The following is a 14,274-nucleotide window of genomic DNA, read 5'->3' as shown; positions in this document are numbered from 1 at the left end:
AATTTCAATATAAGTCATTATTTATATTGCTAATAATTTTATTGTTAAATTTTTAATCATTAATAACTGAGAGAAATATGAAATTAAAAACACTATGTGCAATTGGCATCATCACATCTACTTCATTTGCTGTGATAGCAGATGTATCTGACAAAGTAATCGCAGAGCAGCGTGCAAATCTAGCTAAGAATACCGAAGGCAAAGGTTTTGGCCCGCAATCTCCGCGTGATATTGACACTTTAGAAGGTGAAAACAATATTGCTTTTAATGCTGCGCCTTCTCATAAAGAAATGAACTTGTGTAACATCCACTTCCATAAAAATGCTGAGCATAAAGGCGGCGAGTTCACTAAATATGCTGGCAATGGTAACGGTAAAGGCTTTGAAACTGGATTCGTTTATAACGGTGAACTTTCTAAGAAAGAGCTAAAAGCCGTAAAAGGCCAAATTTGTCCTTCTAAAACGGGTGGCCTATTCCCGGGCGACACCATTGAGCTTCACTATGTTCATACAACAGCGCAAGTTAAACCTGGTCCAACATTGGGTGCTTGTTTAAGCGAGTCGATTGCTAATCCGCAATTACGAGTAGAAGCGCAAGTGTATGTTCTTGTAAACGACAAAAATGCATTAGATTTTGCTGCTCTAACAAAATTTGGTAAGCAAAACGGCTACTACCAAGCGCTAAATATTCCTAACTTTACTGGTGCTCCAGTACAATATGCGGGTTCAACAACGGGCCCAAGCTACAATGAGCAAGGTTCGCCTTTACAAGTGAGCTGGAGCGTTCGTCCACGTGTTGCTAAGGTAAATATCGAGACAGTCGGTGAGTGGTGTAAAGACAACGCATTCAACGAAGATCACGCTCATGGTGTGCGTAACCTAGTTGTTAATCCTGCGCTTATTTCAGACATTGAATAAGATAGACTGAGAAGTAGTATAAAAGGAGTACGTGATAGTACTCCTTTTTTAATGTTATTGACGATTATCTCAGCGCATTAATACGTTGTTCAAGTGGTGGGTGAGACGCGAACATATCAGCAATGCTCTTACCTGACGCAATACCAAATGCCATCATTGAACCTTCAAGTTGTGATTCATGGTTGCTGCGTAAACGCTCAAGTGCTGCACGCATTTTATGTGCGCCAACTAATTGCGCTGCGCCACTGTCTGCGGCAAATTCACGTTTGCGGCTAAAGTAGGCAACGACAACCGATGCTAAGAAACCAAAAATGATTTGGAAAATCATATCAAAAATGAAATAAGTCCAGCTGCCGCCACTGCTTTCACCTTCTTCGTCACTATTTAAGAAGTTATCAACGATGCCAGCAAGCACTTTCGAGATAAAGATTACAAAGGTATTCACAACACCTTGGATTAAAGTCAGGGTGACCATGTCACCATTTGCAACGTGAGATACCTCATGAGCAAGTACCGCTTCGGCCTCGTCACGGGTCATGTTGTGCATTAAACCTGTGCTTACAGCGACAAGACTATTGTTTTTACTTGGCCCAGTTGCGAACGCATTCATTTCTGGGCTGTCGTAAATTGCCACTTCTGGCATTTTAATACCAACTTGCTCAGCTTGACGCGCAACCGTAGTCACTAACCAATGTTCCATTTCATTACGTGGCTGTTCGATAACATAAGCCCCCGTTGATTTTTTCGCCATCCATTTCGACATGAATAGTGAAATAAATGCGCCGCCAAAACCAAACACAGAAGAAATCATTAAGATCCCACCAAGGCTACGATTATCAATACCGAATACACTCATTAATATTGATAAGACCACGCCTAGCACTATCATGACGGCTAGGTTGGTAATTAAAAATAACACGACTCTTTTCATAGAACCCTCTAATTAAATTACATTGCAATGCGTTCGTTAACGACTTGCTCTCAATGACTTATTGAAACTTTATAAGCATTTCAAAGAAGTCTTTTGAATACTCTTAATATGTGGGCGATTTTGTTGGTTTAAATAGCCCGTATTGTAAAATTTTTACTGGACTATATTGTGGCTGAAAGTACCACGACAGCAATTGTTTTCATATTTAAAATTTATGAAATATTAATTGAATTATACGCTTAAAGTTAAAAATAGGATTTTTCTGGAACAATAAAACAGCGTGGTGATATTAGCGGTTTAAGTATTGATTAACTACTCGACAACTACGAGTGTGATTCGTATAATTCGCCGCCATTTCTGCGCTGATATCGGTTTTATCTTTCATTATCAGAAGCGGTATTTTTCTAATTTATTCCCAAGGAACTCATTTTGATCTCAACCGCTAATATTACCATGCAGTTTGGCGCAGAGCCTTTATTCGAAAACATCTCAGCAAAATTTGGTAACGGCAATCGCTATGGCCTAATTGGCGCGAACGGCTGTGGCAAATCCACGTTTATGAAAATCTTGAGTGGTGTACTTACGCCTACCTCAGGGAACGTTTCAATTGCACCGGGTTTGAAATTAGGTGTGTTAAGCCAAGATCAATTCGCCTTTGAATCTTATTCAGTGGTTGATGCGGTGATCATGGGAGATAAAGCACTTTGGGAAGTTAAAAAGGAACGAGACCGTATTTATGCTCTGCCAGAAATGTCAGAAGAAGATGGCATGAAGGTGGGTGACCTTGAAAGCTTGTATGGAGAAATGGACGGTTATAGTGCAGAAGCAAGAGCCGGGGACATACTGTTAAAAGCAGGTATTGAAGAGTCTTACCACTATGGTTTGATGTCACAAGTCGCCCCGGGCTGGAAGTTGCGCGTATTACTAGCCCAAGCCTTATTCGCAAATCCGGATATTTTGCTGCTTGATGAACCGACCAACAACCTAGATATTCACACTATTGGCTGGTTAGAAAATGAGTTAAACCAGCGTAAATGCACCATGATCATTATTTCTCACGACCGACATTTCTTAAACTCAGTGTGTACTCACATGGCTGATATTGATTATGGCGAGTTGCGTATTTATCCGGGTAACTACGAAAAGTTTATCGAAGCATCAACGCTTATTCGTGAGCAACTATTAGCCAGCAACGCAAAGAAACAATCAGAACTTGAAGAGCTCCAGGACTTTGTGAATCGTTTTAGCGCCAATGCTTCAAAGGCAAAATTGGCGACTTCTCGTGCGAAGAAAATGGAAAAAATCACCTTAGATGAAGTGAAAACGAGTAGTCGTATTGCACCATCAATTCGTTTTACAGAAAGTAAAAAATTACATCGCCAAGCGCTTATTTTAGAAAACTTTGGTCACGGTTTTGAGGGCGAATTGTTGTTCTCAAACGGCGACCTTATTCTTGAAGCAGGCTCAAAACTTGCCATTATTGGTGAGAATGGCGTCGGTAAAACCACATTTTTAAAATGTTTGATGGGTGAACTATCAGCAATGGAAGGTGTGGTTAAATGGTCTGAAAATGCCGCAATTGGTTATTGTCCGCAAGACAGCTCAAAAGACTTCGATAACGATTTAACATTATTTGATTGGATGTCACAGTGGCGTACCGCTAAGCATAACGACTTGATGGTCAGAGCAATGCTTGGGCGTTTATTATTTACCGCAGATGATGCCAATAAGAAAGCCAGAAATTGCTCAGGTGGTGAGAAAAACCGCTTATTATTTGGCAAGTTAATGATGCAAGATATCAATGTGTTAGTAATGGATGAACCAACAAACCACATGGATATGGAAGCCATTGAAGCCTTAAACAATGCTTTAAAATTGTTTGAAGGTACACTCATTTTTGTAAGCCATGACCGCGAATTTGTTTCTTCATTAGCAACTCGCATTATTGATATCAAAGATAAAGAAGTTACCAATTTCCATGGTACGTTTGATGAATACCTAGCCAGCCAAGCTGAAAAAGCGGCGAGTTTAGGTGTTAGATAATCGGCTAAAATAAAAAGGAGGAATTATTCCTCCTTTTATTTACGCATTTAGTTTTTAAGCTTAGCTTTATAAGCGAGTTATCAATTGATCCACTTTTGCAATAACAGGCCATGCAGAAGATTGATAGTTGCCCAGTACCACTAAAATATATCCTTTATCTTGATACTTATTTAGTCGAGCTGACATGCCTAAATGAGAACCGTTGTGTCCAACAACTTGGTTTCCTTCTTGTGCTCTTACAGAAAAACCGTAACCCCAGTTTGGTGCCTTTAATTCTGGTTTAGCGTTTAAAGCTAAATGCGATAGTTTTTTACTAAGAAGCGTGTTGTTTTGCATAGCCAAAGCGAATTTATGTAAATCTCCCACGGTTGAATAACCGCCTCCTGCAGGACCGCCTTTTACAGATTGAAACATCAAGTTTTCGGTAATTTCACCGGTTTCAACTGAGAACCAGTAACTTCTCGCACTATTTTTAATTGGTACGTCTAGATCGAAACTGCCACTATGTTTCATGCCTGCTTTTTTATAAATGTGCTTATCAATAAAATCGTAATAGTCTTCACCACTGACATTTTCAATAATTTGACCTAGTAACATCATAGCTGTGTTGCTGTAACGCCACTGAGTACCAGGTTCGAAAGTAGTATCAATTGATTTGAATAGAGGGATAGTGTCTTTAAGTGAGCGTATTTTTGATTGGCTTGCTTCAAAGCCAGTGATACCACCAAGTCCAGATGTGTGACTGAGCATATGTTTGATCTTAATCTTATCAAACTCGCCTTTGCCAAGTAGTGTTCGGTCAATATGTTTAGTCAACGGGTCATCTAAACTCAGTTTACCTTTTTCGACTAAATGTAAAATCCCTACACTGGTGAACATTTTATTCATAGAGCCGATTTGGAATTTAGTATCTAGGTTGTTTTCAATATCGTAACGGTGTGAAGCCAGCCCATGGGCTGCAGAGAACAGCACCTTATCGCCTTTCGCTAATAAAATGGTACCTGAAAAAATGCCATTCTTGGCTAATTTATGACTATAAGCTTTTATTTCTGCAATAAACTCTTCATCACTCAGCTTAGCGGAGTTTGTTGACTTTTTTGGATCTTCGTTGATGTAAAAGCCTGTAATTGCTCGTTTGTCTTCGTGATTGAAAAACACCACCATTTCGTGTTGCATATCGGTATTTATTGATTGCACCTTAGTGATGGTTCTTACTCTTTCATTCGTTGTGTCTAGTTCATTAGATAGGATTTTTAACTCACCGTGAAATAAAGCCTGATTCATAGAATAACCGACGTAACGGTCTTTACCTGTTCCATCCCATCTTGCTAGTGACTCTTTTGCGAACTCAGTTACGACAAATTGCTCTATTTGTGCGAGATTTTTACTGTTGATAGCAGTTATAAACTGATGAGTTAAAGCGGTGTAATCGGTTTTTGTTTGCGCTATTAGACTTGTGCTAAAACTTAAAATGAAAAACATCAAGGTTAGAAAAGTACGTTTCACGTTGGATTCCTTCTTATTAATTTTAATAAATACCAATCCTCTTGATTCAGTAATCAACCTGTAGGTAAGGAAAGCTTCGCGATAATTCTGATCGCGTGCCCAGCTAGCTTTGAGTTACTTTCATTCATACAGACAAGGCGAAAGTTTTCGATTTAGCTGTTCACGGCAGTCGCTACTGCAATGCCCTATCTTCTGCATTTATGCCGTTGCAAATAAGAAATTAGTAACGCAGTAAACGACAGTTTAAGCCCCTCAAAATGATTATGTATTACCAAGGATTAGTATAAGATGTAAGATGTTTTAAGTTTTAACGTAACCAAGTATCAAAACGCGATAAAGAAGCTGTTAAGAATGCATTAAGAAAGGCTTAAGGAAAATATTATCAATAATAACAATAAGGTGGCATTCACTTGCCCCAATGATAATTTGTCTGCAAAATTTTATGTCAATGATTTTTTGGTTGATACGAAACGGGGTGTTGTCAGTTACAGCAGCAATAACCGAGACGAGGAAGTCGTACTTGAGCCCAAAGTGATGGCGTTACTGAAAGTGCTAGTAAAAAATCATCAACAGGTGTTAAGTAGCGAAGAGTTATTTGAACAGGTTTGGCCAAACGGCATTTATAGCCCTAATTCAGTAAGAAGAAATATTGCGCTATTACGCCAAGCATTTCTTGATGAACAAAAAAGCATTGTTAAAACACACCCCAAGCGCGGTTATAGTCTTGAGGCAGATATACGTTTTGTTGAGAATATAGGTGAAAAAAACGAGCCAATTAGATGCCAAAAGAATGAAAAATCACCTTTAGTATTTTTTATTGCTCTACTCAGTTTTTGTATTATAGGTATAGTGCTATTTGGCTATTATTATCAAAATATAAATGTACCAACCAAAACCAGACTTGCCAATTTAATGCCGATCACCGCCAGTAATGGATCTGAACGCTACATGCAAGTAAGTCCAGATGGACGTTTTATGGCTTTCATACAAAGTACTCAAGACACACAAAAAAGAGTGCTACTTATCAAAGATTTAGTAACGAATACCGAATGGATGTTAAATGATGAGAGCAAGGCGTATACCTATCTAGCATGGGAAAGCCATTCAAACTCTTTAATATATTCACATAAAACTGCAAAGGGTATCGAATTCGTTAGGCTTTATCTCAATAAACAGCATAAGCGTATTTCAGAAAGTGTATTGTTTTCGCGTAATGATATTTCTTGGAATAGTGTGTTCTATATAGATTCGAAACAGCAACTCTTTTACTTGGCGAACCAGAACGGCTCGGAGCACAGTAGAAATGTTAGTTTATACAAGCACAATTTAAATACCGGTCTTTCAGAAACTCTACTCGAGCCGAATGATGGATTTAAGCCATATAAAATTGCCTTGTCTTCAAAACAAAATAAGTTGGCATTGGTTGGCTTTAATGATGAAGGAGTCACGCAGGTAAAACTATTAGAGCCGAGCAATGAGACATTCACATTAGTGGCTGAATTGGATAGAAATTGGTATTTTTTGACTTGGTTTGATGAAGAAAACTCACTGCTTTTGAGCAATGGTAGTCAATTAAAACAATTAGATTTAACGGGTGAACTTTATACGCTTGATTATAGAAGTTATAACTTCTTGGTTTACCCTCAAATTGTTGCAGATAAACTGTATTTTATTGAAGCAAAATCTGACGAAGATATTTTATTAACCCGATTTGATTCAACTAAAATCATTGATTCAAATACGGTTGATATGATGCCTGCTCTCTCACCAGATGGAACTCGGATTGCTTATATTTCCCTTAGAAATGGTTTACCACAATTATTTATAAAACACATAGAAAGTGGTGAAGAGCGACTCGTATTTCAAAATGAAGAACAAGAGTTTGCTTTATCTGAGCCTATTTGGGATAAATCCGCAAGACGCTTGACCAGTAGTGTTAATAACAAACCTTTTATTGTTGAGCTGGAAAAAAATCATCATTCAATAAACTGGCTTGAAACAATCATTGGCGTACCAAAGGCTTGGTATCACCACTCAAATGCGATTTTAATGGTGAATAAAAGTACGCATAATGATGCACTTATTCGTTTTGATTTAAGTCATAGAGTATCGACAGAGTTAAACGTTGATTTGGCAAAAAAGCGCGTTTTCTTAGATAACAATGACGACCTAATCAGTTTTGAAAACGGGAAGATATTAAATCATAGTAGTAATGCTTCACTACTAAGTAATGAAGGCTTAATTAAGGGGCTTTATCCTCAACAAGAGGGGTTCTATTATTTGAAAAGCCAAAGCCAAAGCCAAAGCCAAAGCCAAAGCCAAAGCCAAAGCCAAAGCCAAAGCCAAAGCCAAAGCCAAAGCCTTAAGCTGGCATATTATCGATATCAACACCCTGAACAGACAGGTACGATTTTGAATAATGACATACAAATTTTCTGTTCTGAGTTTTGTGATCAAATCTCAGAAATCAAAGGGAATACAATTTTACTAAAAGATATAAGTAACTCAGCTGATATTCTTAGATTGGAACTAAAAAACATAATCTAGTTGACAATACCAACCCTCAATAATACTTAATCATTTTGAGGGACTAAAGCTGCCGCTAACCACGTTAAAAATTTTTCATTTAGAACAACTAAATAGCAAAATTTTCGCCTTGTTATCGACAAGCTTTCCTTGCCCCAAAATAGATCACTTAATTAAGAGAATTGGTATAACAACTTTTAACTTCAACGTTATTAAATTATTATGCTGTTTTTGTTTAGATTGTAGAAACAAGTAATGCAGTATAAAAATAACCTTTTATTAATAATGATTCTTGCCTTCCTATCTGGCTGTGTCGCAGTCAAATATGACCCTTCTAAACCTTTAGAGGCAGAGCAGGGTCTCGTATTAGCAAAAATTACGAAAACAGGGCACGCTAGTACCGCCCAGTTTTTGACCAAGAATAAAAACAAAATTCTTGATAATTATAGTTTTGTCATGAGGTTAGAAGATAATTTCTTCTTATTCCCTATGTCAGCAGGCACCCATCTTTTTGATGAAGCCATCTATATGCAAGGCTCAGGATTAGTAAAACCTGACTTGGAATGTATGGGTGAATTTGAGATAAAAGCGGGCATGATTAATTATATTGGTGATCTGTACTTCGATATTTCACCAGCTAACAATTACATTATTTTTTCAACGCATGGTTCTTCTTTCAAGGTAGAGGATAATTTTGAAGAAACCAAAAAAATGGCTGAATTAAGATACCAAAATATTGGAGAGAAATTTCAGTTCACTAAGTCCGTTGTAGGACCAAGTACTTGTGAAGTTGATGATTAATACCAATCCTCAATAATACTCAATCATTTTGAGGGACTAAAACTGACGCTAACTTTGTTGAAAATTTCTTATTTAGAACAACTAAATAGCAAAATTTACGCCTCGTTATCGACTAGTTTTTCTTGCCTCAAAATAGACCGCTGAATTAGGAGGATTGGTATAAAGAGCCAATTGTGGCTGTTAGCAAGAATAAAAAAACCACAATGTAATATTGTGGTTTTTTATTATGAATAGATATTAATGCTGAGGTTTAGGTGGAAAGTTCTTTAAAATTTCAGCTATTGTTTTATTAATTGCTTCAGTGCGTTGCTCTGGTGTTTGTTTCTTACGTAAACGACCTTCTTTTGCACCACGCCAGACCAGTTGATTTGATTTAGCATCTACAATATCAACTACGAGAGTGCCTACATCATATTCACGTGTTGTCGTTTGAGTTTGATAACCCCAGCCCCAATAATTCCAGCGCGCAGAGTAGGTGGTTTGCATAGTGTCCGATTCTAATTTTTGATCAACAGACGCGTGATAGTTAACTAATACATCCGCGTTTTTAGCGTCAACAAACTTGATCCCTTGTGCTGCTAAATTATCAACAATGGCTTTGCGAATACGTTTTTCCATTAAGTCATTAATTTGATAGTCACTGCCGTGATTTTTAATATCAGCATGTTCTGACCATGCAAATGTTTTGTAGTTAGCAAACTCAACAGAGGTATCATAATCCCAATCTGGTGTGCTACCACAAGCCGCAACAAGCGTGAGCAATGCTGTAATAAATAAATGCTTTAACATAGCTATCTCCTAATTTCTGGGATCCATCCCAGTTGATAATGTCATTTGCCTTCTGAGACCTAACTGGCCTCAGAATGTTCCACTTCAATCCAATCTTTTTCGTCAACCCAGTTCTGACTGCCATCTTTTACACTACGGATTGGCACTAAGTAGTCACAACTGATTTGCGGTTTTACCGAAGCAAAAATTGGTACAAAGCCGAAACTCAATGCGGTTTCAATAATGGCTTTTTGGTTTTGAGGGTCGATATCAGCCGCTTCATCTATATAGATAGGAATACGATACAATGTTTGTTCCTGATCTGATAATAGATAACGAATAAACAACATACCACATAACAGCTTGATTGTAATACGTGTTCCGTTAGAACCGGCAGAATCGATTTTATCGAAATGTTCAGTTTCACCGGCGCGGTTAACTACTTCAAAACGAATATCGAAAAGATCTGTGAGCGTTAAACCTGCTTTTTCGCTGGCGAGTTTGATTAAGTGATCTTTCGCTGCATTGACGGCTTTTTCATCAGTTGGTGATTCACTCAATAAATCAAGATTATCACCTTGTTCATAACTGTCAGATGTGCTGATAATAGTATCGATAGAGTCTACCAGCATCTTGCGAGGGATCACGTTTATCTTGAACGCTTGTAAGTTTGAAATCCTATGTTGACTGATCCCTTTATTAAAGCTGTTCATTTCGCGACGTAAACGATCTAAATCTTCACGTAAACCTTTGATGGTTGCAGCTACCTCAGTGAGGGCAACACGTGCCTGTTTCTCAACCGCGTCACGTTCATTGTCAATATTATGATATGCGCTGATAAGTTTTTGATACTTAGTAAATTCATCAGATTCATTATCAAACTTCGTGATACCCGCATTGTAAATATGCAAATAGGTATTACGCACGTTGACAGCTAGATTACGCAGTTCATGGCAATCTTTATTGAACTGATGGATCACATCAGCCAAGTTATCGAAGTCGAGATTTATCTCAACAGGGTAAGGCGTTTGCTGTTCGCTCACTATGTCTAGTGTGTGATCAATACGCTCAGATTTAACCTGTTTTAATCGGTCCCCTTGACGTTTAATTAAGTCTTGCTTCGATAAAATAATTGAACGTCTATCTGAGATTGAGCTCGCGTTACGTTGAATATCTTGTAGGTAGCTGTCTACTTGCTCGCGTTCAGCGTCTAATTGCTCTTTGAGTAGAGATTGTGCTTCAACAGATTGCAGCATGGTTTGATATTGCTCGAAGCGTTTAAGCGTTGCTTCTAGCGCCATTAGCTCGTCATATAAGGCATCACGTTCTTGCTGCTTTTGTACTACGTTTGCTGCAACTTCACGCTGTTGTTTGAGCTCGACTAAAGATTGCTGTAATGATTCTAACTGCGCTTTTAATTGTGCTTTGTTCTCGCCACTTTGCATTTGCACAGGGCTGAGCTTTTTAAGCTTAATGGTTGCACCAGGCAGTTTTAATTCACCACCTTTTACGCTGTTTGATAAGTTTGCTAAGAACTCACCGAAAGCGTCTTCATCATGAATGTCAACTTCACCTTGGCTAGTCGTTGCAAAGCTCAGAATATCTGGATTCAAAATACGAGAAATTTCTTCGACTTCTTTTAGAGACAGATCTTCACGCATACGAGTAAATAGGTTGAACTCAAGGTTTTTAAGTTGCAGCTTGAGGCTCTTGATCTGCTTATTATTCTCGTTAATACGATAATCAAGGGTGTGTAAGCTTTGCCCTTGCGCGCTATTAATAGAAAACGACAACTGCTCATATTCTTTTTTCAATAATTGCAGATTGGTTTTTAAGGTCGCGTGATTGGTTAATTCAAACTCAGTTTTAAGGGCTGAGTAGTCAATAAACCACTGTTCAATTTGCGCTTGTCGGCGGGCAATGTCGCTAGACTGTTGTAAGTAAAGTTGTTGCTTTTGTTCGAAGTCGTGTTTTTCTTGCTCAATGTCTTCTAGTTGAACTTCGAGCTCACTCATTTGTGATTCTTGATAATCGGCAAATTCTACCAATGCCATATCAATTTTAGGTGCGTAGGCGGCAAGTTTACCTTTTATACCGCTCTCGCTATCGAGCATTTGTTCAAGTGCAGCAATGGGCTCTTGCATTGACTCAAGAGCAGCAAGTTCGCGACGAGAGTGGTTTACTTTATCAAAAGCGCGACGCCAAACTTCATAAAAGTCGACTTTTGAGTTTGACATGTGGCGTTCAAATACGCGTAGCATAAATCGCTTTACGTCTTGTGCGCCTAACTTATGTAAGTTAAGTATTCGTCTGAAAATCTCTTTGTAAATAGACGCATCTTGTACGTTATTTAATGGGATCATTTTTAGATTAATATCACCATCAAATTGTGTTGCGCCACCAATGAGTAGGGCGTTTAGCTCTTGCGCTTTTAACTCGACCGCTTGTTTACCTTTGCTCTCAAGGTGATTAAACAGCTTGGTATATTTAATGATGCTTTTATCTTGCGTGAAGTCGTTTAAATCTAGCTTTCCTGGGTAGCAAAAAAACTGGTGAGCGTAACCTGCAATCTTGCCTAAACCTGCAACACCGATGACGACATCACCATGGGGTAGATTGGCTTCAAGTAAGATATAACTTTGATCGCTTGAGAAGTAGAACTTACGTGTTTCTTCTAAATCGTGACCATCCCACTCAGTCAAACGTAGGTCGTTGATCAGCGGAAATTGCAGTGCATTAATCACCGAGCTTTTACCGGTATTGTTCGGCGCACAAATAGAGGCACTTTTATTCAGCGGGATCACACATTTTGCATAGCCTGCCGTATTTAACAGTGCAAGCTTACTTAATCCATATAACTTACTCATACTTCATCCTCGAGTTCGTCAAAGTTGTTGTCGTTTACTTCCATTAATGCGTCTATATATCTATAAACTGGCGCGAGTAATACAAAGCCTTGCTCAACTTCTTTAGCAAGCCCTAAACGTACCATGCGTAAATACACGTCTTTACGAAGTTCTGAGCCTGAAAAGATTTCTAGCTGGTCAAACAGGTGTTTATTCATTTGTACCAGAGTTTGCATCAGCTCTAAATCGGCGACGTTATCAAAGAGAGCGCGAAGGGGATCTTTACCTTGGTTCGCGTAATGCTCGATAAGAATATAGATAGTTAATGCAATGGCACGCGAAATCTTACCCATGTTAGGCGTGCTCTCATCACTACCTAGATAATAAAAGCCTCGGGCATCATGAATAAGGTCGTGACCTAGCGCTGTAAATAAGGCTTGGTAAGCATCAATGTTTTGGTCTAGTTGCTGCCATAAGGTGGTGTCTTGTTCACTGATGTGATACCCGCTAACCAATTTTTTATTGATGGCCTGTAATTCTGATAAATCAGTTAAATTAATGTTTGTCATTCTTTTGTTCTTGTTTGTTGGCGGCATTAAATGGATACAGTTTGAATGTCTGCCCCGAAATAGAAATGCTTGTACGTTGTTCGTCCTGCTGTAATTCGAGATCTGTATCGTTGATTAATTTTTGATATAAAAACAGCATTTCATCGGCTTCGAGATCTGGATATTGTTCAGATAAGAAACCTAAAATCGCCGTTCGTTTTTTGCCTGTTTTTGCGAAAGTCGTTCTTACGTTGTTGTAATCTGGAATATTTGGGCTCTGATAGGCTGGCACATCGTTTTGATCGGGAAGCTCGTATTCGTCATGCTCAAACTCTACTAAACTTGCCATATAGGCAACCATATGGCGTTGCTGCCCTAATGAAAAGCGTTGAATATCAGAGACAAATTCAGGCTGAACGGCACTTAATGTACGATCAACGCCGTTTTTACGAATAAGACCTAGTACTTTAGATGCTTGACGCGTGATCAAATTATTACGACGCAGTTCTTCTCGTAAAGGCATCAGCATATCAGCACTCTTACGCAGACTTTCTCGACCAACTAGGTGCATATCAAGAATACGAGTACGAAGTTGCTCTAGCATGCGCTTATCAATACTGCCACGGCCAAAAAGTTCAATATGTTCTATTTGAGCACTAATCTGTATTTCTATGCGATTGAAGCAGCGATGAAAATCACCTCGAATATCGACCATTTCCAGCATGGGCTCAATATACTCGTCGAATGCCTCTATAACAGCTTTATAACGCTTTTGAAGTGAAACATGGCTGGTATCAGACTTTGCTTGCTCTACAATGTTAAAGATGGCGTTTTCATTGTGATTAAACAGTTTAACGATTTTACGTACGCGTTCATCCATAATGCGGCTAAAACGACGTAGTTCCGTAAAGTCGGCGTCTTCACCGGATTGTTCTAGGCGGTTACCGAGTCGTTCAAGATCTGTGACTAAAACCGTTATCTCTGCAGCAAGGCCTAAGTCTTCTTCTTGTAATAAGAAACTGATGAACTCGGCAATCGCTCTATTGATTTCTAATTGTGACGATTTTGCCAGTGGTATGATAATTTCCTGATTTAATAGCTTATTAGTTTCCTTGAATATTTTGTCACTTTTCCAATGAGGATTTTTGTTTTTTATGATGTTTTGAACGTCTTTGATGCTGAAATCAGTCATTTTGAAACGTTTAAACAGTTGCTCAATGACTGACCAATGTTCAGTGAGCGTATTTAAAACTTTCTTCGCTGGGATCATATTCTTCCACTTTGTGTCTTTTTTGTGAAAAAAGACCGTATTTTATACTTATATTGATAGCTTACATGTACCTGAAATGCTAGAATCTGCGCCGACTTACGTTACCCACCAATTTTGT

General features: G+C 38.5%; 10 protein-coding genes. 4 read left to right on the top strand and 6 right to left on the bottom strand.

Annotation, left to right across the window (positions count from 1 at the left end; all coding sequences use genetic code 11):
• The first annotated feature begins 77 nt into the window (after positions 1–77).
• Positions 78–917 carry a delta-class carbonic anhydrase gene (locus ACH784_RS09495; protein ID WP_404389606.1) on the top strand — a complete coding sequence of 280 codons (840 nt, stop codon included), beginning with the start codon at positions 78–80 and terminating at the stop codon, positions 915–917.
• A gap of 64 nt (positions 918–981) precedes the next feature.
• Here the strand turns inward: ACH784_RS09495 and htpX are convergent, their stop codons facing one another.
• Complete coding sequence (htpX, locus tag ACH784_RS09490; RefSeq protein ID WP_404389604.1) at positions 982–1,848, bottom strand: protease HtpX; 867 nt, start codon at positions 1,846–1,848, stop codon at positions 982–984.
• Between the two features lie 429 nt (positions 1,849–2,277).
• Here htpX and ACH784_RS09485 point away from each other — a divergent pair, with 429 nt between their 5' ends.
• Entirely contained in the window at positions 2,278–3,891 is a 1,614-nt protein-coding gene (locus ACH784_RS09485; protein ID WP_404389602.1) for an ABC-F family ATPase, read from the top strand.
• Between the two features lie 66 nt (positions 3,892–3,957).
• Here ACH784_RS09485 and ACH784_RS09480 read toward each other — a convergent pair whose 3' ends face one another.
• Positions 3,958–5,397, bottom strand: coding sequence for a serine hydrolase domain-containing protein (locus tag ACH784_RS09480; RefSeq protein ID WP_404389600.1), 1,440 nt, complete (start codon positions 5,395–5,397; stop codon positions 3,958–3,960).
• Between the two features lie 426 nt (positions 5,398–5,823).
• Between ACH784_RS09480 and ACH784_RS09475 the strand changes: the two genes are divergently transcribed.
• Both ACH784_RS09475 and ACH784_RS09470 read left to right on the top strand, forming a co-directional pair.
• Positions 5,824–7,944: a winged helix-turn-helix domain-containing protein gene (locus ACH784_RS09475; RefSeq protein ID WP_404389598.1), complete on the top strand. Its 2,121-nt coding sequence runs from the start codon at positions 5,824–5,826 to the stop codon at positions 7,942–7,944.
• 234 nt (positions 7,945–8,178) lie between these two features.
• Positions 8,179–8,724 carry a hypothetical protein gene (locus ACH784_RS09470; protein ID WP_404389596.1) on the top strand — a complete coding sequence of 182 codons (546 nt, stop codon included), beginning with the start codon at positions 8,179–8,181 and terminating at the stop codon, positions 8,722–8,724.
• 237 nt (positions 8,725–8,961) lie between these two features.
• On the opposite strand, the gene ACH784_RS09465 is transcribed toward ACH784_RS09470, so the two are convergent.
• From ACH784_RS09465 to ACH784_RS09450, 4 genes are read right to left on the bottom strand one after another with little or no spacing between them, the layout of a single operon-like run.
• Positions 8,962–9,513, bottom strand: a complete 552-nt coding sequence (locus ACH784_RS09465) for a DUF4136 domain-containing protein (protein ID WP_404389594.1) — start codon at positions 9,511–9,513, stop codon at positions 8,962–8,964.
• Positions 9,514–9,572: 59 nt separating this feature from the next.
• Entirely contained in the window at positions 9,573–12,359 is a 2,787-nt protein-coding gene (locus ACH784_RS09460; protein ID WP_404389592.1) for an ATPase, read from the bottom strand.
• A complete protein-coding gene (locus ACH784_RS09455) occupies positions 12,356–12,907 on the bottom strand; it encodes a condensin complex protein MksE (protein WP_404389590.1) in 552 nt (183 codons plus the stop codon). The genes ACH784_RS09460 and ACH784_RS09455 overlap by 4 nt, the downstream gene beginning before the upstream one ends.
• Positions 12,894–14,156: a hypothetical protein gene (locus tag ACH784_RS09450; RefSeq protein ID WP_404389588.1), complete on the bottom strand. Its 1,263-nt coding sequence runs from the start codon at positions 14,154–14,156 to the stop codon at positions 12,894–12,896. The genes ACH784_RS09455 and ACH784_RS09450 overlap by 14 nt, the downstream gene beginning before the upstream one ends.
• Positions 14,157–14,274 lie beyond the last annotated feature (118 nt).

This window comes from Pseudoalteromonas phenolica (assembly GCF_044788725.1).
GTDB lineage: Bacteria > Pseudomonadota > Gammaproteobacteria > Enterobacterales > Alteromonadaceae > Pseudoalteromonas > Pseudoalteromonas phenolica_C.
Note: the sequence above shows the minus strand (reverse complement) of the source record. Positions and strands in the feature narration are given on the sequence as shown.

Excerpts from the sequence above, each read along its gene's own strand:
- ACH784_RS09495 (WP_404389606.1), top strand. The coding sequence starts at position 78 with ATGAAATTAAAAACACTATGTGCAATTGGCATCATCACATCTACTTCA.
- htpX (WP_404389604.1), bottom strand. The coding sequence starts at position 1,848 with ATGAAAAGAGTCGTGTTATTTTTAATTACCAACCTAGCCGTCATGATA.
- ACH784_RS09470 (WP_404389596.1), top strand. The coding sequence starts at position 8,179 with ATGCAGTATAAAAATAACCTTTTATTAATAATGATTCTTGCCTTCCTA.
- ACH784_RS09465 (WP_404389594.1), bottom strand. The coding sequence starts at position 9,513 with ATGTTAAAGCATTTATTTATTACAGCATTGCTCACGCTTGTTGCGGCT.
- ACH784_RS09460 (WP_404389592.1), bottom strand. The coding sequence starts at position 12,359 with ATGAGTAAGTTATATGGATTAAGTAAGCTTGCACTGTTAAATACGGCA.
- ACH784_RS09455 (WP_404389590.1), bottom strand. The coding sequence starts at position 12,907 with ATGACAAACATTAATTTAACTGATTTATCAGAATTACAGGCCATCAAT.
- ACH784_RS09450 (WP_404389588.1), bottom strand. The coding sequence starts at position 14,156 with ATGATCCCAGCGAAGAAAGTTTTAAATACGCTCACTGAACATTGGTCA.